Origin of the sequence: uncultured Turicimonas sp. (genome assembly GCF_902477955.1) — a bacterium.
Taxonomy (GTDB): domain Bacteria; phylum Pseudomonadota; class Gammaproteobacteria; order Burkholderiales; family Burkholderiaceae_F; genus Turicimonas.
The window spans coordinates 25704-48556 of sequence record NZ_CABSJB010000001.1 but is presented as its reverse complement, the minus strand read 5'-3'; the positions used below and the strand labels follow the sequence as shown (position 1 = coordinate 48556).

Below are 22853 nucleotides of genomic sequence, written 5' to 3'. Positions count from 1 at the left end.
TCAAAAAATCTCAACGATGAAGTTTAGGCACAATCATAAAGATTTCTTCATGTTCCATCACGAGCGGTTCAGATTTGCGGTAGAAGAGAATGCCGTCCTCCTCGGCTCTAACTGAACTCAAAACCTCCCCGGTCTGAGCATCTGTGATTTGTGCAAGCTCCTGCCCGGCTAAGACCTCATCAAACACATCTACTTTCGGCAAGAAGATTCCGGGTGCTTCGGCGCGCACGGTCTTTAATTCTTCTTCGTAGAAAATCGTGGATTCAAAACCGCCGTAGATACTGTAGTCAATGATGCCCATTCTTGATAAAAAGCGCAAAATGGATGCGACTTCAAGCTCAGAGTCTTTGACATTGACTTTATCCGTGTAACGGGAAATCAAAGAAAAAGTTTTGGTATCCCAAACCTGCCAGTTAAAGTTAAGAGTCGTTGTATCGAAAGGAATCGGTTTTCTAAAGACGATAAACGGCAGTCCGAAGAGCTGCGCTTCTCCGGCCTCTTGGTATGGTGTCTTGACAATGCGCAGATGAGTGACGTAATCGCCTGATATATAGCAGGAAGACAAATGAATGCCGTATTTATAGCCTTGAATTTTTTCGAATAAACCCGCAGCGATTCGTTGAGTTGTCTCGCCTCGGTTGTATCCGGGAAACATGCGGTTAATGTCGGAATTATCCATCGCCCAGAATCTCTTCCCGATGTTGACGGAATAAGTATTTGCTGTCGGAACGACGGTCACACCGTAATTTCTTCTGAAAAGTCCCTGCTCTTCAATTCTTTTCAGCCTTTTAACCAATGCTGCAGCGGTATACATCTGCTGAATTTCATTACCGCGCAAATTTCCGATCACACAAACGGTTTTCCCGGTTCCGCCGAAATGATAGGCCTTAATTTCAAAAGGCTCCCGGTAAGTAGAATTCATTCGAAACAGAATTTCTTCTCTCATTTTTGTTCCTCCAGAATTCTGGCGATAAGCGAGCCTTCGTTAACAATCGGATATTCTCTTAGGGTAAATAAAAGCCCTTTTACATCAGAGACGCATTCTTCTTTAACCTTCCCTTCAAACGGGTCAAGAATACGGCCGATTATTTCGCCCGGAACCACCTGAGAACTATGGCGTGTAGTAGGAACAAAAACGCCGGAAGTTTCTGCATTAATAAACGATACGGAGCGGTCAGCAGAAACGATCGGCTTACGGACCGGATCCACAGGACCGGTCCACATTCCTTCATTTTTGAGAAGATTCAAAATTCCGTTGACTAATCTTTCGCAGTAATCGACGGTAATCCTCATTCCTACGCCTGCTTCAACGACAAGGGTTTTGACTCCGATTGAATTTAAGCTGTATGCCAAGGTCGACTCAAGAACCGTGGAAGCTTGATGAATCCAAACAAAATCCACATCAAGCATTTCGGCGTATTCAACCAAATCTTCGGCAGAATTAATATTGACCCGAACCTGCGGAATTTCGCGTAGGAAAAGATTGCTCGCGTGAATATCAATTGCAAAATCGGAGGTGCTGAACTCCTTAATAAGTTCACTAGCGATCCATTCTTCGACAGCTCCGTTAGCATTGCCCGGAAAGATACGGTTCATATCCAAATCAAAGAAGGGAACTCCGCGCTGCAAAGTATCGACACCCATTGGATTTAAAGCCGGGTATACGTCCACAATACCATTGAGGCATTCCGGATGCTCTTGCAAACGGCGATTTAATTCGTAGCAAATGTATTGACCTTCCAGCTCATCTCCATGAATTCCGGAAACAACGCAGAGCCTTTTCAACCCTTCAAGGTTGTGGGGCTTAAGTCCTTTCGGAAGATGTCTGTTCTTCTTGATAACCAGTCTTTCTCCGACCGGAAGACTCAATGACAAAACTTCTTCTATCATCTTATTAAAGCTCGATCAATCCTGACTTAGTAAGCATGACTTGTGCTCCCCCGCCAAGGAACACTCCTTTCTCCAGAGAACAGGAAGAAAAATCAATTCCCTGAGAAATCTTCATATAACGATCGTTGCAAATTGTATTGTGTGTAGGATCAACGCCCACCCAGTACTCACCATTAAAGTATTCTACCCAAGCGTGAGTTGCACCCTCTCCTTGCAGCAGACCTGCGATATACCGGCATGGGACACCCTGAGCACGCAAAACGCTAAGCAAAATATGAGAATAGTCTTGACAGACTCCCTCACCGATTTCCCAGGCCTCTGATGCCGTCGTGGAAGTTGTGGTAACTCCTTTTTGATACCTGAAGTCGCAGGAAATTCTTGAAACCCAATAATCCGTCACCTGATCAGCCGAACCTGTTGTCTTAAATTCCAAGAAGTACTCGGCCAGCGCTCCCTCTAACCGAGTGAGCGGAGTATGAGATAAATAGTAGGGGGCAGGCTCTGAATAGTCTTTCTTTGAAACATCAATCAGGACCTCACCCGTCGAACAAAAAGTGAAGGAGTCATGTCCGTGTTCTAGGTAACCTTGATGGACTAAATTACCGAAAGCGTCTTTATAGACTCCCAGTCCGCAAGCAGGCGAGCAAGAGAGACTGACTCGCATCGGCTCTTGTGAAGGTACTACCAAAGGAGAAGCCCGCAGCAAAAACGTATGGTTATTGACGGGCTCTTCAAACCTCAAGTCTGTTTTTAAAGAATAAAGAAATTTCTTCATTAAAAAGCCTCTTTTAAGGTTCTACAAGTTCTCCAATTAAACTCAGTGCTTGAAGACGAGAAATGTCATCACCTTTCTGGGATTCAATCAGATAGGTTAAGGCCTCAAGCTTGTTTTTATTAATATTAATTCCCGATCCCTCCAAACGACGGATCAGTTTACCTAGAGTTATTTCCAACTCTTCCCAATCGGCTCCGAGACGCAGCTGCATATCAAGCCTTTCTAAATATCTTCCGGCTTTAATTAAGCTGCGTTTGTGCTTGGTTCCGACTTTTTCGTCGAGGATACCCCAAAAGGCCAGCAAATAATCAACTACCTGCTGGTTTAATAAAGCGTAGGCGCCCGTTTTTGCACCTTCTTCCATTAAGTCCAAGGACATCTGGATGTAGGAAAGAGCAGGCGTTGAGATGATGTTTCTCAGCACTAAACCGTTGTCGTACGCTCTGGAGAGATTACTATACAAAGAATCCGGATTATTTTTATCCCACTGATAGTGAGTAATAAAATCCATATCATCCGCGTACACGTTCGGAATATTTAGCCTATCGCAAAATTGCTTATAAGCAGAGCTGTCTGAATCTAATAAGACGTCATAGAGCTCTTCGAGATAATGTAAGGTCAAGCAGACTCTTTCGACATAACGTCCGAGCCAGAATAAATGATCACCTTGTTCTACCGAGACATAACCCATGTGTCTTTAAAGCCTCCGCCTTGAGAAGAGTTAACTACGAAAGAATCCGGCACTCGAGAGAATCTTGTCAGACCGCAGTGCCAAACATCTGTTTTATCTGCTGAAGAAACCACGTAGGCTCTTAAGTCAGCTTTTCTTGGAACGGTTGTTTCACCGTCAAGAACAGGAAGATCAATAAAGTAAATCACTTCCTGGAGGATGAACCTTCTCGGTTCGTCTTGGATTTTTTGACGCCACTCTGCGAGCGTCGCTTCATCCATATCTTTTCCGAAGAGAACGCCATATCCGCCTGCTTCAGCAATATCTTTGATAACCAGCTTATGAATGTTATCCAAGCAGTATTCCATGTCTTCCTTATACATTGGAAGATATGTCGGCGCATTATGCAGGATCGGCTTTTCGTTCAGATAGTATTCAATCATTTTAGGAACAAAGTAATATGTTCCCTTATCGTCAGCCACGCCGTTGCCCGGTGCGTTGACAATCGCAAGATTACCTGCAAGATATGCGCTCATGATTCCCGGAACACCAATCAAAGATTCAGGATTGAATGTCAGTGGATCGAGGTATTCATCGGAAATGCGGCGGTAAATAGCACCGACTAATGCTCTTCCGCCCTGCTGGGTACGGATATAAAGCTTATTTTCCTCCACGAACAAATCATTCGGCATCACCAGAGGAAAACCTGTCACCTCGGCCAAGTAGCTGTGTTCAAAGAAAGCTGAGTTATACCGGCCCGGTGTAAGAATGACATTCAGACCGCCGGGATTGACGCTTTGCATGCTGTGAGCCAAGAGTCTGCCGTAGTCGGCGTTGTTGTCCACTTTATTATGTTTAAAGGTTTCCGGGCTAGCTCGGCGTGAGAGCTTCCTCGCAATTAAAGGGTAGGAAGCCCCGGAAGGGATGCGAAGATTGTCTTCAAGAATGAACCATTCTCCGCTGTCAGCCTGCACGAGGTCGATACCCGAAATATGAGAGAATACGCCGGCCGGGGGGACGAAATTATCGCACTCAGGCAGAAAACCGCTTGAAGAGAAAACGAAATTGTCCGGAACTACACCGTCTTTGATAATTTTTTTATCAGTGTAGATATCTTTTAAAAAAGCATTTAGAGCGTTTACACGCTGCTTCAAGCCTTGTTCGAGGATTTCAAATTCCTCCGCTGAAATTACTCTTGGAACCGGATCGAAGGGAAATAACTGTTCGATAAATTCATTATTTTTATAGATACCGAACTTCACTCCGTAACGGGCCAGGAGACGATTAATTGCCTGAGCATTGGCAACTAAAGATTCCATTATTTGACCTCCTAGGATTGATGATTGGTTTGCACCGGTAAAGGAAGTGAACCTAGATCTGAAAAGATTTTGGTTCAGCTTTTATATTAGGACTATTTAAGAACCAATCTTTTAATCTTAACAACAAAATCTAATTACAAAGCTAGGACTTTCCCCCACCCGCATAATTACTACAGATTTAAGAAATTTACGCAAAAAGACTTGGCAAAGAATTCAAAAATAGGATAGAATTCGACTTCTGTTGAGTGGCCCGATGGTGAAATTGGTAGACACAAGGGACTTAAAATCCCTCGGCGATTTAGCTGTGCCGGTTCAAGTCCGGCTCGGGCCACCAATCAGCCCTATTCCTTCTTTCCGAAAGTCAACGAAAATCACAGCAAAAAATCCCATCTTTACAAGGGCTTAAGTTGTCCAATTATTTTAACCGTTACTAAAATCAACGTAAATTTAGGCAAATAATACAAAGTTCATTCGGGGGCATTTTTGGGGGTACGGAAAATTTAAATGAAATATACGCAGAAATCGCTTAAAGCATTAACCGAACAAGGCAAATATTCAGACCTTATGCCAAGCTGACAGAGCATTACAGCTTTATTGAAAATCACTCGGATCTTCTGATTTGTATAGAATCCGGGCGGTCTTATGTTGTATTGCCTGGGGGCTGCGTCCACCGTTCCTTCTCGGAAGAAGCATCGGCAGACACAGTATCATTGACGCGGCCTACTTGCTCAGAAACGGAGTACCTTTGCAAAAAATCTCTTCGCCCATGAAGAAAGTATTTAACCTGGGTAACTCAACCATTTACTACCAACTTCAAGACTTGGACAAAATTTATCTGCAGCCTCTGTTAGAAGCCATTGAAGAGCAAGCTAGAGAAGAGAAGATCCTGCTGGCTGATGAAACGGTATTTCCCGTACTCGAGTGCCAAGGCAAAGGCAATACCGGAACTAGAAAAGTTGCAGAGCCAAAATCAACGAATTATTTACTTGCTCTGGGATCGGTCCGCGATAGCCACAGTCCCCTAGCTCTCTACTATCCGATGAGAAGCCGCGACCTTGAATCCATTAAAGAGCACTTGACCAAAGGTTATAACTTCGAGTACTTGGTCTCGGACGCTTATTCTGCCTACAACAGCATCATCAAATCTGAACATCCGCAAGCCAAGCACCGAAGCTGTTTAGTGCACTTCCGCAGAGAAGTCCTCAGAGCTGTTCTTACCGACAGACAACTCGATGAGATAGGCAAGTTGGAGCTTGAAGAACAAGAGCAGATGCTAAAGATGCTTATCTCCAATGACACTTTGCAAACTGCTTGTTTGATGGTAGTGGAGGCAATCGGCAAAATCATCAGATTACGCAAGAAAATGAAAGAACTAAGCGGTCGTGAGCGTCGTCAAAACGAAGAAAACCAGAAGCTTCTGATGGATAAAGTCAATACAGTAATGAATCAGATCAAAAAGAAAAGAGTTGAAATGAAACGATCTGTCTGGTCTAGACATAAAGCACTCAGATAGGACAGCCTGGGCTTTCTGCTATCACCTAAACAACAAAGAAGAACTGCGACATTCCTGGCAAACCCTGCAACGCCTTGTGACTCAAATCTGATTGAAAATTCTTTTACGGCTGGCCGCTGTCATTCGGAAGAACCTACAGTGCCTTCAAACAATTAGGTCTGCAGAAAGCATCTTTGATATCTTGTCGGTCTATATAACATTACAGCTCAACAAAGTTGAAGATCCTCAGGAATTCCTCCGGCGCTACTTCAGAAGTTTGTACCTCTACATGGTAGAAAATGCTTGGACTGAGGCCTTGAAAGATGGCAAGGACCCAGCTAAGAAAATTAAGAGCTATGATTTTAAAGGGCTCCGCAAAGGATTTGACTTCTCTTCTTCACCGCCTTGGAAGGCAACCTGACGAAAAAATAATCAACCTGCTCTAGATCTCATCATAAAGAGTTCCTCGTTTACAAAAACCGGGTCTTGGACCTCTTACAAAGAAAACTCCATAAGACTTATTCGACCTTTTGAAATCTCTAACAAAGAGAATTTAAAGAAAACCGTACTGCAAATAGAGCTTCAGGAAGTTGCTGGATTGTACAAAGTGGGATCTATCTTTTATTCTGATAAAAAGACAAAAGAAGAGGACATCCTATTTGATCGTCAGCCTTACGATCACGGCCCCCTTTCGCAGTACGAAACTGCCATAGGCTTGAACTCCGCTCCGACTTCACTGAAAACAGGGCAATCCTCTTCGCTTCCTCTTATTCTAAATCAGTACTCCTTTCTGCTTTTGAAAGATTACTTGAACTTCTTGACTATCCCGAACAAATTCGTTGTCGTTCAGAACCGTTGCTTAGAGACCTGCATTATCTTTTGCTTTTCTCATCCTGTGGAGGAGCCTTACGCGCAATGATAAAAGTCGGCTCAAATAATCTTGCTATTTTGAAATCCGTTTCATGGATCAAGCATAACTTTGAGAAAGCTATCCTCATAGAAGATATCGCAGGTATGGCCAATATGTCATTTTCTGCCTTCCACCGGCTTTTCAAAACAGTCACGGGATTCTCTCCTCTTCAATATCAAAAAAGAGTCTCGCTTTACGAGGCGCAGCATCTTTTGTTCTCTGTGGGACAGAATGTAAGTTCTGCTGCATTTTCCGTCGGCTACGAATCGTGTTCACAATTCGTCAGAGAATACAAACGGTTGTTTGGACAACCTCCTCTTAAGGACATAATAACAAAATCTGATTCTGTTAATTCGCCGGGAAAAAGTCCTTGAAAATATAGAGTTAAGAACTATGAAACCGTTTTAGCTTGCTGAGTGCCAAAAGGTAGCTGAGACCAACTTCACCTCAATCCGCACAAACAAAAACATTCCATTAATTGCCTTCGAGCTTTATCATTAGAAGATCAACGGTTAAAAATCTCATCCGTTTATTTTATTTGGGTGTTATAAATGTCAAACCAGCTTTACGATTCTTCCATCTTCCAAGAAATAAAGAAACAACAACAAGAACTGACCTCTTATAGACGTCGAATCCATTCCCAACCGGAAATCGGTTTTGAAACCTCTAATACCGTCCAGGCAATCAAAGAATTTCTCAATGCTAAAAATATTTCCTCCGTTGATACTGAAGTATCTCCGGGAAGTCTTATCGCCGTTATAGACGGAAACCGCCCAGGCCCTACTATTGCTTTGCGCGCAGACATTGATGCTCTTCCATTGCAGGATGCAAGCACAAACGCATGGAAAAGCCAAATCGCTGAAAGATGTCACGCTTGCGGCCATGACGGACATCAAACGTGGTTATTGGCAGCTGCCGATTATCTCCACTCTCACAACGATTTTCCGGGAAGAGTTATTTGTATTTTCCAGGCTGCCGAAGAATCGGTCTCCGGTGCCAAGAGCGTAGTTGAGTCCGGAATTTTTCAAAAATATGATATCCAAGAAGTCTACGGTGCACATAACGAGCCTTTCTTGGATTTAGGAAGCATAGGCTTTAAAACCGGCGCTCTAATGGCTTCTGCCGATTACTTCAAAATTTCTCTGTTCGGCAAAGGAACTCATGGCGCACGCCCTCATCTTGGAATAGATACTTTCCCGGCAGTAACCGAAATTTATCAGGCTCTCCAAACCATCGTTTCCCGCAATGTCGATCCTTTGGAATCTATCGTCCTGTCCGTCTGCTCCGTGGTTTCCGGCAACGGTACTTCGTATAACATCATCCCGGCTAAATCTGAAATGGTCGGTACCGTCAGAACCTTTTCTCCGGCCGTAAGAGACTTTGCGGAAAAGCGTTTGCATGAAATCGTCAAAGGCATCTCTTATGCTCATAACTTGGAATTCGAGGTTTCGTATAACAGACTGACGGGCCCCGTGATTAACGACAAAGAATGTACTGAATTTGCCGTTAAGACCGCTGAAGAACTTCTTGGAAAAGAAAATGTGCTCCCGGCTTTAAGTCCGACAATGATTAGTGAAGACTTCAGCGAATATGAGGAAGTTGTACCGGGAACAATGTTCTTAATCGGTGTCAGAGATAAAGAACATACTCAGCCCCTTCATCATCCTTCTTATGACTTCAACGATGAGGTAATCCCGCTGGCCGCTGCCTTCTTCATTGAATTAACCGTAAAAAGACTCGCCTATCTTGCAACAAAAGAAGATAAGACTAGAAGAAATTAATCATCTTCTTTAGACTTATCGAATTCCTTAATCTTTCTTAAAACTATTAAGTGAGGAGAACTCTAAATGTATAGCTTAAATGACATGGTTGCCCTAAGAAGAGAAATCCACTCTTTCCCGGAACCCGGTTGGTGTGAATTTGTCACAACGTCAAAAATCGTTGAAAGACTTAAAGCTATGGGTATCGAACCGCTGGTCGGCAAACAAATCATCAATCCTGAATTCATCGCAGGCAGAAATCCTGCTGCGGTTCAAGCCGCACTTGCTGCAGCACAAGCTAAAGGAGTCTCTCAAGAACTTTTAGACAAAATGGAAGGTTATACCGGTGCTGTTGCCGTATTCAAAACAGGACGTCCGGGACCTGTCATTGCAGTTAGATTCGACATCGACTGTGTTGAAGTTACTGAAGCTCAAGAGCCTCAGCATAGACCTTTCGCTGAAGGATGGAGCAGCCAGAATCCGGGCAGAATGCATTCCTGCGGTCATGACGGCCATCTGACAATGGGAGTTGGCCTTTGCAGCTGGATTGCAGAGAACCTGGACAAACTTTGCGGAACAATCAAAGTACTCTTCCAGCCGGCAGAAGAAGGCGTCCGCGGTGCCAGACCAATCGCTGAAAGCGGCGTCCTGGACGATGTTGATTTCTTATTCGGCAACCACCTCGGCCTTGGTGTTGATACCGGAATTATCTCTGCCGTCCCTGGCGAATTCCTCGCTACAACAAAACTGGATGCTACTTTCACAGGCGTTGCTGCTCACGCCGGTGCCAACCCGGAAAAAGGCAAGAATGCTCTGTTGGCAGCAGCTACCGCTGCTCTCGCTATTCATGCTCTTCCAAGACCGATTGGTCCGGTATCTGCTTTGAATGTAGGTACTCTAAGAGCCGGAGAAGGTAGAAACGTTCTGCCTCCTAATGCTTTCATGCAGCTGGAAGTCAGAGGAGAATCCGAAGAAGTTAACGCTTTGATGAGAGAAGAAGCTATTCGCCGCCTGCAAGGCGCAGCAGATATGTACGGCTGCGAATTGAAAATCGACAAGGCCGGCGAAGCCACTGAATTTAATCCTGATCCTGAAGCCATCGCCATCGCTGAAGAAGCTGCTGTTAAAACTGTCGGTGCTGAAAATGTCCAGCATCTGGATCTCAAGCTTGGCAGTGAAGATGCCACAATTCTCCTGCGCAGAGTCCAGTCTCACGGCGGCAAGGGGACATTCATCGTGTTCGGTTCTACTATAAAAGCCGGTCACCACCAGCGCCTCTTCGACTTCGACGAAGAAGTTCTTTCCATTGCTGTTAATTTCTACAAGAACCTGTTAACCAAAACTAACGGCATCTAATCCCGGAAAGGACTGAGAAAAAGCGGCATCCTCGTTAAATATGAAGAAGTCTTCGGATACGAAAATCGATCCTTACTCACCGGTTTGGAATAAGTACAGAAAGATTCTTCACATTGACTTGGATGCCTTTTTTGCGTCCGTAGAACAGCGAGATAATCCTTCTCTTGTAGGTCTGCCGATTGCCGTAGGCCTTAATAAAGCACGAGGAGTCGTTGCTTCCTGCAGCTACGAAGCCAGAAAATTCGGTGTTCACTCGGCACAGCCTTCTCACCTTGCCGCCAAACTTTGTCCTAACCTTATCTTTGTGGAAGGACGGATGGAAGCCTACAAAGAGGCCTCTGAAAATATTCTGGAGATATTCCGCAGATACACCGAACTGATAGAACCGGTCTCTATTGACGAAGCTTTCTTAGATGTCACGCAGAACAGGTTAGGACTTCGCTTCGGCGTTGACTGTGCAAAAGCAATTAAAAAAGATATCAGAAAAGAAGTTGGCCTCGTAGCCTCCGCAGGGGTCTCCTATAACAAGTTCTTGGCTAAGATTGCCAGCGATTGGAAAAAACCTGACGGCTTATTCGTTATTCATCCGGCTAAAGCACAAGATTTCATCGACAAGCTCCCCGTTAAAGCTATATGGGGTGTGGGACCTGTCACTCAGAAAAAGATGGAGTCTCTGGATATTCACACCTGTTCGGACCTCAGAAAACAATCCTTATTATTTCTAACCGAACATTTTGGCAAAGCCGGTCTTAGCTACTACAACTATGCCCGAGGAATCGATGAGCGTCCCCTTAGAGTCAATCGCATCCGCAAACAAGTCAGCGCTGAAATCACGTTCTCCAAAGACCTTTCTAACCTGTCCGACATACAGGAAGGTATTTCCAGAGTCGTCTGTCAGCTCAAGGAAAGAATGACCAGACGCCGGTTCAGAGGTTTCTCACTGACATTAAAAGTGAGGATGAGTGACTTCAAAACATTTTCCCGTTCTCACACCTTCGACCACATCTTAGAGGACCCTCAAGAAATTTATGAAGAGTCCTTAGAGTTGCTCTCTAAACTCGATTTGAGCAAAAAAGTTCGATTAATTGGAATAGGGATCGGCTCTCCTCTGGAAGTTGAGCAAGAGGAGCTTCTGCCATTCTTGGAGTTCTGACGCTCAACGTTTTATCCGTAGCACACCTCAAAATCCAAACGACCCACCCTTGACAAAATACCTTTTTAATCGAAAAAAGCTATCACTCAAATTGGTACTTTTATTTATTCATGCTCGGGGATATCCCTTAATATCAAGACAGGTAAAGGAGAAATACAAGATTCAGCATTAGTAATTTAACTTTGTCTTTCTCTCCTCTCTCAGCCCGAGAGACACCCTACCTTCTAGCCGTTTAGGTTGAGGTAGTTACCAAAATCAAGGAGGGCGTTATGTCTAACTCTTTTGCCGCTACGTCGTTAGTATGGGTCAATGGACAGGTAACGATTCCTAAATACGTATTAGACGTTCTCGGTGTTCATAGCGGTCACCATGAAAGTGTGACATTCATTATTGAAGGCGATACGGTCCGTCTCGTTAATTCTGCCGTTTTCTCCATGCAGCATTTGCAAAACAGCTTGAAAGCCGGAGATCCGGATAACGAAAAAGAAAGCGCCTAGCTTACTGAACCATCTCAAAGAAAAACCAGCGAAATTTCGCTGGTTTTTCTTTGATTAGGATCGGGAGGATGGTCCTCCCGAACATCTAACGCCTATACGGCTTTCTTTGAAAAGATAAATTTGCCGTCCTGGTAGTCGACATCTACGATATCGCCCGGTGCGTATTGTCCCTTCAGAAGGTTGATAGCAATCTTGTTTTCCAAGTATTCCTGAACAGCTCTTCTTAACGGACGTGCGCCGAATAACGGATCAAAGCCAACCTTGCCGATTTCATCCAATGCCGCATCGCTGACTTCAAGACCGATATTCTGAGCTTCCATACGTTTAGCCAGTTTGCGGATCTGAATTCTTGCGATTTCTCTAATGGCTTTTTCATCAAGGGCATTAAAGACAACGATTTCATCAATTCTGTTGATAAATTCAGGTCTGAAATGTTTCTTGACTTGTTCCATCACGGCTTCTTTGATTTCAACCGGATCTTCGCCTTGGCGGTTCATGATTTCCTGAGAACCAAGGTTTGAAGTCATGACGATAACGGTATTCTTGAAGTCAACCGTCCTGCCTTGACCGTCTGTCATTCTGCCGTCATCAAGGGCCTGCAGAAGAATATTGAAGACATCCGGATGCGCCTTTTCTACTTCATCGAGAAGAATAACGCTGTATGGTTTTCTTCTGACGGCTTCTGTCAAATAGCCGCCCTCTTCATAGCCTACATATCCCGGAGGCGCACCAATCAAACGAGCAACGGAATGCTTCTCCATAAACTCACTCATATCGATACGAATCATTGCCTCATCGGTATCAAAGAGGAATTCTGCTAAAGCTTTCGTCAATTCTGTCTTGCCAACACCTGTCGGTCCTAAGAACAAGAATGAACCGTACGGTCTGTTCGGATCAGCCAAACCGGCACGAGAACGCAGAATAGCGTCGACAACCTTCTGTACTGCTTCTTTTTGACCAACGACTCTCTTGCCGATATGTTCGGCCATATCAAGCAATTTCTGTCTTTCGCCTTCCATCATCTTGGAAACAGGAATTCCGGTGGCACGAGAAACAACGTCAGCAATTTCTTCTGCACCAACCTGAGTCCTCAGAAGTTTAGGCTTTTCTTCATAAGCCTTATGTTCTGCGTCTTCCTCTTTAAGCAGACGTTTTTCAAGTTCGGGAAGCTGACCGTACTGGATAGAAGCCAATTCTTCGTACTTGCCTTGACGGCGGAGTTCTTCCATCTTGGTCTTCAATTTGTCGATTTCGTCTCTGATGTTCTGAGAGCCGAGAGCAGCACTCTTTTCCGCTTTCCAAATTTCTTCCAAGTCAGAGTATTCACGGCCGAGCTTTTGAATTTCTTCTTCAAGAGCTTCCAAGCGCTTCAAGCTTGCTTCGTCCTTTTCTTTCTTGACGGCTTCTCTTTCAATCTTCAGCTGAATCAGTCTGCGGTCAAGTTTGTCAAGTTCTTCCGGCTTTGAGTCAATTTCCATCTTGATGCGGGCAGCTGCCTCATCAATCAAGTCAATGGCTTTATCCGGAAGGAATCTGTCTGTGATGTAGCGAGCTGAAAGTTCTGCGGCTGCAACAATAGCCGGGTCGGTAATTTCTACGCCATGGTGAACTTCATATTTTTCCTGCAAACCGCGGAGAATAGCGATGGTATCTTCAACGCTTGGCTCATCAACGATAACCTTCTGGAATCTTCTTTCCAAAGCGGGATCTTTTTCAATGTATTTACGGTATTCGTCAAGGGTTGTTGCACCGATAACATGCAGTTCGCCTCTCGACAGAGCCGGCTTAAGCATATTGCCGGCATCCATAGCGCCGTCTGTCTTCCCAGCACCGACTACGGTATGAATTTCATCGATGAAGAGAATAATGCGGCCCTCTTCAGCTACAACTTCCTTCAGAAGAGCTTTGAGTCTTTCTTCGAATTCACCGCGGTACTTGGCTCCGGCCAGTAAACCGGCCATATCCAAGCTCAGAACTCTCTTATGGCGTAAGGTATCGGGAACTTCTCCGTTGACGATACGCTGAGCAAGTCCTTCGACAACTGCTGTTTTACCAACGCCCGGTTCACCGATTAAGACGGGATTATTCTTACTTCTGCGCTGCAGAATCTGCATGGCGCGGCGGATCTCATCATCTCTGCCGATGACAGGATCAAGCTTGCCGTTTCGAGCTCTTTCTGTTAAATCAACCGTGTATTTCTTTAGAGCTTCACGGTTGTTTTCAGCATCAGGGTTGTCCACTTTCTCTCCTCCTCGCATAGCCATGATTGCATTTTCCAAAGCTGGTTTGGTCAATCCAGCCTCACGTGCAATGCGGCCGGCTGCGCATTTGCTGTCACATAAAACTAATAAAAATAGATCGGTGGATAAATACTCATCGCCAAGACGCTGGCCTTCTTTATCCATTTCGTTCAGAACAGTCATGAGTTCACGGCTGACCTGCACATTATTTGCCGCTCCCGAAACCTCGGGAATCTTGTTTATTTCCTTGTCGACAAGCTTCCTAAGCTCCCCAACCCGAACGCCGGCTCTTTCAAGCAAGCTCTTTCCGGTTCCTTCAGTGTCCTCTAAGACAGCTTTCAGAACGTGGACGGGATCAATGTACTGCTGAGAATGATCGGCAGCCATAGTCTGGGCTTGCCCCAGAAGCTCTTGAAAGCGCGTTGTAAATTTATCTTGACGCATATGTTTGTTAAGACTCCCTTCCCTTATTAAAAGGAAATACGGACATTCCGCTTTTACTAAATTTCATTGTCAACATTTCCGAGAGTAAAGTGTTCTTTAAACCCTTATTTTGAGCAATTTAAGTCTAAGTTTTTACGTCGCTAACTAAATATTATTTCAACAGAGTCACCCTATTCATGATTGAGAAAATTCCAGAAAAATATTTGGCCGGTCACGGAATTCGCTATTAATTTTGAAGTGAAAGAAATGGCAGAATTCCAAATAAATAAGCCTCGGTATTCCGAGGCGTAATAGACGATGGTACAGAAGTCTTCTATTTACAAAGATTCCACTTACTCATCGCTTCATCGTCGCTTTCTCTGGCATCAACCCATTTGCCTTTGCCGTCGATGGTTTCTTTCTTCCAGAAAGGAGCTTCCGTTTTGAGGTAGTCAATGATGAACTCACAGGCATCAAAGCATTCCCCTCTATGGCCGCCCGAGACTCCGACAAAAACGATCTGGTCGTTAATCTCTAAATCCCCAACCCGGTGGATGACTGTCGCATCTTGAATATTCCAGCGTTCTTGAGCTTCTTTCACAATCTTGGTTAAAGACTTTTCAGTCATGCCGGGATAATGTTCAAGAGACATTTTTTCAATCGTACAACCCTCATTAATGTCTCTGACATTTCCCACGAACATCACGACTGCCCCGGCATGCGGATTGGCTTTGAGCTCGGCATATTCTTTTTGAACATCAAAATCTTCTGTTTGAACGGAAATTTTCACGGCAATTCCCTCTCTTAAAGACTGAACCCACTGAATGGAATGTAGCGAACCAAATCTCCTTTCTTCAGGTCGGCATTTGCAGGAATGTCAGCCAGACCGTCGGCCCACAGACACGAAGTCAAAACAGCGGAGTTCTGGGTTCTGTAAGCTTCTAACGCACCGTTCTCATTACGGCGTACACGAATGAACTCTCTGCGAGAACCGCCCTTCCAGTCAAAATCAATCGGCAAGTTGTACGACTTCACCTCAACCTCTCTTCTGCCTGACAGTTTGAGAATCAAAGGCTGGGCAAAAATCAAGAATGTCACTAAAGAAGAAACCGGGTTTCCGGGTAACCCTAAGAAAGGAACACCGTTTACCTCGCCTTTAGCAACCGGTTTCCCGGGCTTAACGGCAATCTTCCACATATCGATATGGCCTAAAGCCTCAACCACGGGCTTAATGTAATCGGCCTCTCCAACGCTCATACCGCCGCTGGTTAATATCAAATCCGATTTGCGGCTTGCTTTTCTAAAAGCATCCAAAGTTGCCTCGTAGCTGTCCGGAACGTTGCCATAATCAACCACATCGCACCCTAGCTGATGCAGAAGACCTCTTAAAACAAATCGATTAGAGTTGTAGATACCGCCTTCAACTAAAGGTTCTCCGGGCATCGACAGTTCGTCACCGGTGAAAAATAAAGAAACTTTAATCGGACGATAGCACTGAACGGTAGAAGTACCTACACTAGCGGCAACGCCTAAAGCGGCAGGAGTCAAACGATCACCTGCTTTCAGAATGACGTCGCCGATTTCAATATCGCAGCCGGCTTTTCTGATCCAAGCGCCAACCTTCGGAACTTTTTCGAACCTAACGGTGCCTTCTGCGGTTTCAGTTGCTTCTTCCTGCGGAATGACGGCGTCGGCACCAACCGGAATCGGAGCCCCTGTGAAGATTCTTGCTACCGATCCTTCCTTAAGAGGTTTGCCCATATGTCCCGCGTAAATCTTTTCTGAGACTGGAAATTCAAGTTTTCCGTCAGCAAAATCAGAAACTCTGACGGCATAGCCGTCCATTTGAGAATTATCTAAGGGAGGAACTTGAATGGGCGAAACGACAGGAGCCGCTAAAATCTTACCGGCACTGTAAAGCGTGACGACTTCTTCCGTCTCTGCTTCAGGCTGAACATTTCGTAGGATCTCTTCCAGGGCTTCTTCAACAGTGAGCATTTAAAACCTCGATTTCAAATTCAATTTATCCGCAATAAAACGTGCAATAAGACGAGGATTATTCAAGTTAATAACCGGGATCTCACATCCTGCAATAGAGTCCACGTCCGTCAGTACAGCCTGTATTCCTCTATCTTGGGTATAGATAGCCGGCTCCTTCTTAACTCCGGGTCTCCACACCTCCAGGCGTAAATCTGCATCGTCTTCTTTTTTAAATCCTTCTACCAGAACTAAGTCGCAAGGATCTAGCTTCGACACAAGTTCTTTGAGCGTAGCAGGTTTCAGGGGAGTTCTCCTCATCATAGCCCAGCCCGAGTCATTTTTGACTATTACCTGCTCGGCTCCCGCCGCTTGAAATCGATACGAATCTTTTCCGGGCTTATCGACTTGAATGTCGTGATGGGCACTCTTTATAGCCGCTACATCAAATCCGGCATTGCAGAAAATTGTCACCAACTGTTCCACCAATGTCGTCTTGCCGCTGCCTGAGTACCCGACAAAATCAATAACCTTCATTATTTTTCTCTTAAATGAAAAGAACTGCGGAAAATTTAGAAGGACTAAATCTTGCCGCAGTTTTTTAGTGGTTGACTCTCTTACGGAGCGGGTTTCAGTAAGTTGTAGTCTTTGACTCTTCCTTCCAATTGGCCCAGACGCATCGTGTCATACACTTCAAACGGCTGGTGAATCCAAGGATTATCTTCAAGGAACTGAACATAGTAGTCAGGTTTAACTTGAGAGCATTTTTTCCACCAAAGAACAGCCGTTCTCACTTCAGTGATAGCAGGAACTCTGGTTTTAAGATGCTCTGTAACTTTCTTGAAAGTTAGGCCGGAGTCCACCAAGTCATCGACCAATAAGACTTTTCCTTTCAAGGAGTCCGGACGACTTGAAGCAATATATTGACCAATATCAAGCTCACCTTGAACTGTACCGGCAGCTTCTCGGTAGGAGCTGGTTGCCAAAATGTTCAAAGGCATGTCGAAGATTCTTGAAAGAATATCGCCGGGTCTAAGGCCACCTCTAGATAAACAAAGAAGAGAATCGAACTTCCAGCCGCTGTCGTTGACGACATAGGCCAAAGTCTCAATCAGCTTATGATATTCATCCCAAGATACATGAAGATCTTTCATCTAAGTTCCCATAGGCCCTTTCGGGCCCTTTATATTAAAAATTTATTCCGCAAAGGGGTTCTTTAAAAGGATTGTATTCTCACGGTCAGGACCTGTGGATACAACGGCAATTGGTACGCCTGCTACCTGAGAGAGTCTATCCAAATAACGGCGTGCGTTCAATGGAAGATCGTCCCACTTTGTAATACCAAATGTCGATTCTTCCCAACCAGGAAAATCTTCGTAAATCGGCTTACATTCAGCAACAGCATCTGCTCCGACCGGCATTACTTCTAAGCGCTGACCTTTGTATTCATAGCCAACGCCCAAACGAACTGTCTTGAAGCCGTCCAAAACGTCAAGCTTCATCACGGCCAAACCGGAAAGACCGTTCCATTCTGCAGAACGTCTTAAAGCAGCCCCGTCGAACCAGCCGCAGCGGCGCGGACGGCCTGTCACTGCACCGAATTCATTTCCTTTTTCACGAAGCTTCTTACCGTCGTCATCGAAAAGCTCTGTTGGGAACGGACCTTCTCCGACACGTGTGCAGTAGGCTTTGGTAATACCCAAAACATAATTGAGTTTTTGCGGACCGACACCGGCGCCCGGACTTGCTGAACCGGCAACTGTGTTGCTCGAAGTAACATATGGATAAGTACCATGGTCAATATCGAGCATAGTGCCTTGAGCTCCTTCAAATAAGAACTGTTCTCCGGCTCTCATCTTTTGGTTAAGAGTGTGAGAAACGTCAGCAATTTTAGAAGTGATTCTCGGGGCAAGAGCCAAAGTATCGGAAATAATCTGTTCAACGTCTACAGGATTTGCTTTGTAGAAATCAACTAAGAGGAAGTTAATGAGCTTGCAGTTTCTGCGGACTTTTTCAGCAAAAAGTTCCGGATCAAGAAGATCGCTGACGTGAACGGCACGGCGCGCAATTTTATCCTCGTAAGCAGGTCCGATTCCTCGGCCGGTAGTGCCAATCTTCTTATCGCCCAAGGAAGCTTCGCGGGCATGATCAAGGGCGACATGATAAGGAAGAATCAGCGGGCAGTGGCCGGAAACAAAAATTCTGTCTTCTGCTTTAACACCGTTGGCTTCCAGTTCATCGATTTCAGCCAGGAGAGCCTGCGGGCTGACAACGGCACCGTTGCCGATATAGCAGTTAACGTGAGGATGCATGATGCCGGACGGAATAAGACGCAAAATTGTCTTCTTGCCGTTAATAACCAAAGTGTGGCCGGCATTATGGCCGCCGTTGAAACGTACAACCCCCTGAACACTTTCTGTCAGCCAGTCTACAATCTTGCCTTTACCCTCATCACCCCATTGGGCACCGACAACTACTACGTTTTTAGCCATACCTGATATCTCCTATTTTGTATATCGGCGAACGACCTTCCATTCACCGTCCTCTTTGATTAACTCTTCATCCAGTCTGAAGGACTCTTCAAGACTCTCAATTCTGTCTTCAGGAAGAATCTGAACAACGATTCTGTCCTCTTCTCTTAATTTTCTGATCGCTTCGTTTAAAGCCTTGTCCTCGTCGTCCCATGGAGCCATTACAGCATATGGTCTCTTTGTAGAAAGGACTTGTGCGATCTCACGCAAATATAAAGTAAATCCGACTGCCGGACGATTGCGTCCGAATTTAGCCCCAATGCTGTCGTAGCGTCCTCCTCTGAGGACAGCCTGATACCGCTGAGGGATAGTGACGCCGAAAGTAATGCCGGTCAAGTATTGATAACCGTGAACGTCGGAAAAATCAAAGCTCAGCTTGTCAGCAATGCAGCGGTCTGCGATCCACTTAAGCTGTTCGATAGTTTGAAGAATCAGCGGATAATCGCTGAATTCTTTTTCAATTTCGTCCAGAACCTCGATCCCGCCGAACATACGCATAATTTTTCTTAATGCGTCAATCGTTGAATCTTCAATGACACCGGATAATTCTTCGAGAGCACTGCGGTCTTTATGTTTCAATGCATAAAGAATCTTCGGCATAACCTTTTCACAGTTCGGATCTCTTTCGACAATGGCTTTAACAACAAAAACGTGGCCGATATCCAAATGAATATCTTTAAGACCAAAAGCCTTCAAACACTCCAATGCGAGGTTCAGAACCTCGATATCACTGGCACTTGATGTGGATCCGAACAGCTCCACGCCGGCTACATACGGTTGTCTGGAAGCTACGGGATGAAGAGGTCGGGCATGAAGAAGTGAACCGGCATAGCTTAAACGGCTAATTCCTTCTCTATTCAAAATATGAGCATCGATACGAGCAATTTGCGGCGTCATATCAGCGCGGAACCCAAGCATTTTGCCTGATGACTGATCGACGATCTTAAAGGTTCTCAAATCTAAATCGTTTCCGGTTCCGGTCAACAGTGAGTCTACATACTCAATCATTGGAGGTTTAACCATCTCACATCCGTGAGACTTCGTCAGCTTCAGAAATGTCTCCCTTAATCTTTCTATTTCTCTCGCTTCCCGGGGAAGCATGTCGGCGATATTCTCTGGCAATAACCAAACTGACATATATTCCTTTCTAAAACAACTCAACTGACCAAACGACAGCCAAACCTAAGACTACACCGACAAAGGCAACTGTTCTGATTTTTTTACTAGAAATTGAGCTCAACTCAAGAAGGTACTTTTTCCACGCATCTGGAGCCAACAATGGAAAAAGTCCTTCCAGCACTAAGCAAAAACCTATTGCACAAAGAAGGACTTTCATTTTTATGAATTTGTTAAATTAATTCTTCTCGCCTTTGGAGTTTTTCAAATAATCGAAAAATTCACTGGAGGGATCGACTACCATCATATCCGTGGGTTTAGAGAAAGAAGAACGGTAGGCATCGAGAGAGCGATAGAATTTTGCAAATTCAGGATCTCTGCCGAATGCGTTAGCATAAACTTCGTTAGCTTTAGCATCGCCCGAACCTTTGATTTGCTGAGCATCTTTATAGGCATCAGCCAAAATAACGGTTCTCTGACGGTCGGCATCAGCCTTAATTTTTTCGGCTTCAGCAGCACCCTTTGAACGTTCCTCGCTGGCTACTCTCTTACGTTCTGCTTCCATACGGCGGTAAACAGATTCGGAAATTTCAGGCGTAAAGTCCACTCTCTTAAGGCGAACATCAACGACTTCAATTCCTAAACCTTCTACTCTCTTTTGAAGAGCCTCGGAGATTTCTGCCATTGCTTTGGCTCTGTCGCGGGAAGTAATGTCGTTAACCGTTCTTCTGTTGACGGCCTGGTTTAGAACGTCTCTCATCAAAGATGAAACGCGGTCTTCAGCGGCTCTTTCGCTGCCTTGAAAAGAAACCCAGTACAAACGAGGATTGTTGATACGCCATTTAACGTAAGAATCAATCATCAAGTTCTTTTTTTCACTGGTTTGAACCAAATCAGCCGTCGGAGTATCAATCGTCAAAATACGATTGTCCAAGTAAACCACATTCTGCAGAGGAGAAGGAAGCTTGAAGTGCAGGCCCGGTTTAGAAATCACTTCTTTTAATTCACCAAGCATGAATACGAGAGCATATTCACGTTCGTTGACGGTATAAAGACAAGTTTTGGCAAAAAAACCGCAAACAACACAAACTAAAAATAAGGTTACTACTTTTCTCATGTTCTCTTTCTTCCTCTTATCTCATTGTCCTGGAAAGAGGACGGGAAACGTAATTAGCAATCGGAGCTGCTTCAACCGAAGGCTGAGGCTGGGCCTCTCTTGCTGTAGAAGAAGTTTCTGCAGCAGCAGGAGCAGCAACGGCAGAGTTCTGAGCAGATCCTGCTTGCTGAACCAATTTATCTAACGGAAGATAAAGCAAATTATTGGAGCTCTTGCTGTCCACAAGAATCTTCTTCGTATTGTTAAGCACCTGCTGCATCGTATCCACATACATACGATCGCGTGTTACCTTCGGGGCTTTTTCATACTGACTGAGCACTTGATCAAAACGTGAAGCATCACCTTCAGCCTGAGAAACAACACGAGACTTATAAGCTTCTGCTTCCTGACGCAATCTTTCAGCTAAACCCTTTGCCTTTGGGATCACGTCGTTAGCGTAAGCTTCACCTTCATTGATTTGACGCTCGCGATCCTGCCCAGCCTTAACAGCATCATTAAAGGCGGCCTGAACTTGTTCCGGCGGCTGTGCATTCTGAATAGCAACGGAAAGAATCTGAATACCGCTGTGATAGCGATCCAGCATTTCCTGCATCAGCTTCTTAACCTCCTCGGCAATTTCCTGCTTGCTTTCAAATAAAACACTGTCCATTTTCTTTCTGCCTACGACTTCACGCATGGCAGATTCAGCAGTCTGGATAACCGATCCCATCGGATCGCGTGTACGGAAAAGAAACTCTTCGGCTCCGGGACCGTCTTTAATGCGGTACTGAACGTTAAACATTACGTCTACGATGTTTTCGTCATCAGTCAGCATTAAAGCTTCTTTCAAACGGAGGGTTGTACCTTTCATACCGATTTCAGCTTTTCTGACGGAGCTAACGTCAACAAGTTCCACATCCTGAACGGGATAAGGAAGGTGCCATCTGAAACCGGCATTCGTAGTTTCAGTGTACTTGCCGAAGGTCGTAACCACGCCTCGCTGACCTTCAGGAACGATGTAGAAGCCGGAGGACAACCAAGCGCCGGCAGCAATCAGCAACGCCGCCAAAGCAAAGCCATAGCCGGCTCCGGAAGCAGACTGGGGCATTCTGGTGCCGGGGAATCCAAATCCGCCGCCATTGCCGCCGTTTCCGCCATTAGTGCCGTGGCCGCCTTGGTCTGCTTGGAAAGGATGATCCTTTCTCGGAGGCGGCTCATTGGAGTCATCATCCGAATCGTTCCAGTCAAAATTCACGCCGTTTTGACCTCGATCTTGGGGACGCTTGGATTTTTGACCTAAGATTCCGGAGAGCTTGTCGTTAAAATCTTTCCAAAGCTCTTCGATATCATTTTCCTGTCCGAGTGCCTGCTTGAATTTTTTTTCTTCTCTTTTATCTTCAATAGGACGACGAAGTTCAGGCTCTTTAAAGCCGTCTTCTTCAGTGTCGGTGGAATTCGAAGTATTTTTTGTTTCTTCTTTCTTTGGTTCTTTATCAGAACTATCTCGGCCCCAGTGGGGGTCATTCAAAGACATCTCTTTGAGTCCTTATAAAAAATAAGTTATTAATAGAATTCTAGAGGCAAAATTTTATCATTACTGAAAAAATCCGCTTGCAACAGATTGATTCTTTTAATTTGCTGTTACAAG

At 45.0% G+C, this 22853-nt stretch carries 22 protein-coding genes and 1 tRNA gene; 8 read left to right on the top strand and 15 right to left on the bottom strand.

The genetic code is table 11. The features are described 5' to 3' along the window. Positions 1 to 10: 10 nt before the first annotated feature. From RDK53_RS00255 to RDK53_RS00235, 5 genes are read right to left on the bottom strand one after another with little or no spacing between them, the layout of a single operon-like run. The gene (locus RDK53_RS00255; RefSeq protein ID WP_308512743.1) at positions 11 to 922 is read right to left on the bottom strand and encodes a M14 family metallopeptidase; all 912 of its coding nucleotides are present in this window, start codon (positions 920 to 922) and stop codon (positions 11 to 13) included. Between the two features lie 20 nt (positions 923 to 942). Further along, positions 943 to 1890, bottom strand: a complete 948-nt coding sequence (locus tag RDK53_RS00250) for a M14 family metallopeptidase (protein ID WP_308512742.1) — start codon at positions 1888 to 1890, stop codon at positions 943 to 945. A gap of 4 nt (positions 1891 to 1894) precedes the next feature. Continuing rightward, complete coding sequence (locus RDK53_RS00245; RefSeq protein ID WP_308512741.1) at positions 1895 to 2665, bottom strand: transglutaminase family protein; 771 nt, start codon at positions 2663 to 2665, stop codon at positions 1895 to 1897. A 13-nt stretch (positions 2666 to 2678) separates the two neighbouring features. Beyond that, a complete protein-coding gene (locus RDK53_RS00240; protein WP_308512740.1) occupies positions 2679 to 3356 on the bottom strand; it encodes an alpha-E domain-containing protein in 678 nt (225 codons plus the stop codon). Then, positions 3338 to 4654 carry a circularly permuted type 2 ATP-grasp protein gene (locus RDK53_RS00235; RefSeq protein ID WP_308512739.1) on the bottom strand — a complete coding sequence of 439 codons (1317 nt, stop codon included), beginning with the start codon at positions 4652 to 4654 and terminating at the stop codon, positions 3338 to 3340. Before RDK53_RS00235 ends, RDK53_RS00240 begins: the two co-directional genes overlap by 19 nt. Before the next feature lie 247 nt (positions 4655 to 4901). Here RDK53_RS00235 and RDK53_RS00230 point away from each other — a divergent pair. The 8 genes from RDK53_RS00230 (at position 4902) to RDK53_RS00195 (ending at position 11822) form a co-directional block, all read left to right on the top strand. Then, positions 4902 to 4988 (top strand) — tRNA-Leu (locus RDK53_RS00230). 411 nt (positions 4989 to 5399) lie between these two features. After that, positions 5400 to 6167, top strand: a complete 768-nt coding sequence (locus RDK53_RS00225; protein ID WP_308512738.1) for a transposase — start codon at positions 5400 to 5402, stop codon at positions 6165 to 6167. Between the two features lie 586 nt (positions 6168 to 6753). Beyond that, the gene (locus tag RDK53_RS00220) at positions 6754 to 7065 is read left to right on the top strand and encodes a hypothetical protein (RefSeq protein ID WP_308512737.1); all 312 of its coding nucleotides are present in this window, start codon (positions 6754 to 6756) and stop codon (positions 7063 to 7065) included. Further along, entirely contained in the window at positions 7062 to 7430 is a 369-nt protein-coding gene (locus RDK53_RS00215; RefSeq protein ID WP_308512736.1) for an AraC family transcriptional regulator, read from the top strand. Before RDK53_RS00220 ends, RDK53_RS00215 begins: the two co-directional genes overlap by 4 nt. Positions 7431 to 7607: 177 nt before the next feature. Further along, positions 7608 to 8837: an amidohydrolase gene (locus RDK53_RS00210; RefSeq protein WP_308512735.1), complete on the top strand. Its 1230-nt coding sequence runs from the start codon at positions 7608 to 7610 to the stop codon at positions 8835 to 8837. Between the two features lie 66 nt (positions 8838 to 8903). After that, positions 8904 to 10172, top strand: coding sequence for an amidohydrolase (locus RDK53_RS00205; RefSeq protein ID WP_308512734.1), 1269 nt, complete (start codon positions 8904 to 8906; stop codon positions 10170 to 10172). Between the two features lie 40 nt (positions 10173 to 10212). Beyond that, positions 10213 to 11325: a DNA polymerase IV gene (gene dinB, locus RDK53_RS00200; RefSeq protein ID WP_308512733.1), complete on the top strand. Its 1113-nt coding sequence runs from the start codon at positions 10213 to 10215 to the stop codon at positions 11323 to 11325. A gap of 269 nt (positions 11326 to 11594) precedes the next feature. Further along, positions 11595 to 11822, top strand: a complete 228-nt coding sequence (locus RDK53_RS00195) for an AbrB/MazE/SpoVT family DNA-binding domain-containing protein (RefSeq protein ID WP_308512732.1) — start codon at positions 11595 to 11597, stop codon at positions 11820 to 11822. 92 nt (positions 11823 to 11914) lie between these two features. On the opposite strand, the gene clpB is transcribed toward RDK53_RS00195, so the two are convergent. The 10 genes from clpB to hflK form a co-directional block, all read right to left on the bottom strand. Continuing rightward, positions 11915 to 14506: an ATP-dependent chaperone ClpB gene (gene clpB / locus RDK53_RS00190; RefSeq protein WP_308512731.1), complete on the bottom strand. Its 2592-nt coding sequence runs from the start codon at positions 14504 to 14506 to the stop codon at positions 11915 to 11917. 313 nt (positions 14507 to 14819) lie between these two features. Continuing rightward, a complete protein-coding gene (moaE, locus tag RDK53_RS00185; protein WP_308512730.1) occupies positions 14820 to 15275 on the bottom strand; it encodes a molybdopterin synthase catalytic subunit MoaE in 456 nt (151 codons plus the stop codon). Between the two features lie 14 nt (positions 15276 to 15289). Next, positions 15290 to 16483, bottom strand: a complete 1194-nt coding sequence (gene glp, locus RDK53_RS00180) for a gephyrin-like molybdotransferase Glp (RefSeq protein ID WP_308512729.1) — start codon at positions 16481 to 16483, stop codon at positions 15290 to 15292. Beyond that, the gene (mobB, locus tag RDK53_RS00175) at positions 16484 to 16999 is read right to left on the bottom strand and encodes a molybdopterin-guanine dinucleotide biosynthesis protein B (protein ID WP_308512728.1); all 516 of its coding nucleotides are present in this window, start codon (positions 16997 to 16999) and stop codon (positions 16484 to 16486) included. It lies immediately after the preceding gene. A gap of 80 nt (positions 17000 to 17079) precedes the next feature. After that, the gene (locus tag RDK53_RS00170; RefSeq protein ID WP_308512727.1) at positions 17080 to 17616 is read right to left on the bottom strand and encodes a phosphoribosyltransferase; all 537 of its coding nucleotides are present in this window, start codon (positions 17614 to 17616) and stop codon (positions 17080 to 17082) included. A 42-nt stretch (positions 17617 to 17658) separates the two neighbouring features. Continuing rightward, positions 17659 to 18954: an adenylosuccinate synthase gene (locus tag RDK53_RS00165; RefSeq protein ID WP_308512726.1), complete on the bottom strand. Its 1296-nt coding sequence runs from the start codon at positions 18952 to 18954 to the stop codon at positions 17659 to 17661. Between the two features lie 12 nt (positions 18955 to 18966). Next, positions 18967 to 20130 carry an ATP phosphoribosyltransferase regulatory subunit gene (locus RDK53_RS00160; protein WP_308512725.1) on the bottom strand — a complete coding sequence of 388 codons (1164 nt, stop codon included), beginning with the start codon at positions 20128 to 20130 and terminating at the stop codon, positions 18967 to 18969. Positions 20131 to 20140: 10 nt separating this feature from the next. Continuing rightward, the gene (locus RDK53_RS12225) at positions 20141 to 20329 is read right to left on the bottom strand and encodes a DUF2065 domain-containing protein (protein ID WP_066590670.1); all 189 of its coding nucleotides are present in this window, start codon (positions 20327 to 20329) and stop codon (positions 20141 to 20143) included. Positions 20330 to 20347: 18 nt separating this feature from the next. Beyond that, positions 20348 to 21226: a protease modulator HflC gene (hflC, locus tag RDK53_RS00155; RefSeq protein ID WP_308512724.1), complete on the bottom strand. Its 879-nt coding sequence runs from the start codon at positions 21224 to 21226 to the stop codon at positions 20348 to 20350. Between the two features lie 16 nt (positions 21227 to 21242). Continuing rightward, a complete protein-coding gene (hflK, locus tag RDK53_RS00150; RefSeq protein WP_308512723.1) occupies positions 21243 to 22739 on the bottom strand; it encodes an FtsH protease activity modulator HflK in 1497 nt (498 codons plus the stop codon). Positions 22740 to 22853 lie beyond the last annotated feature (114 nt).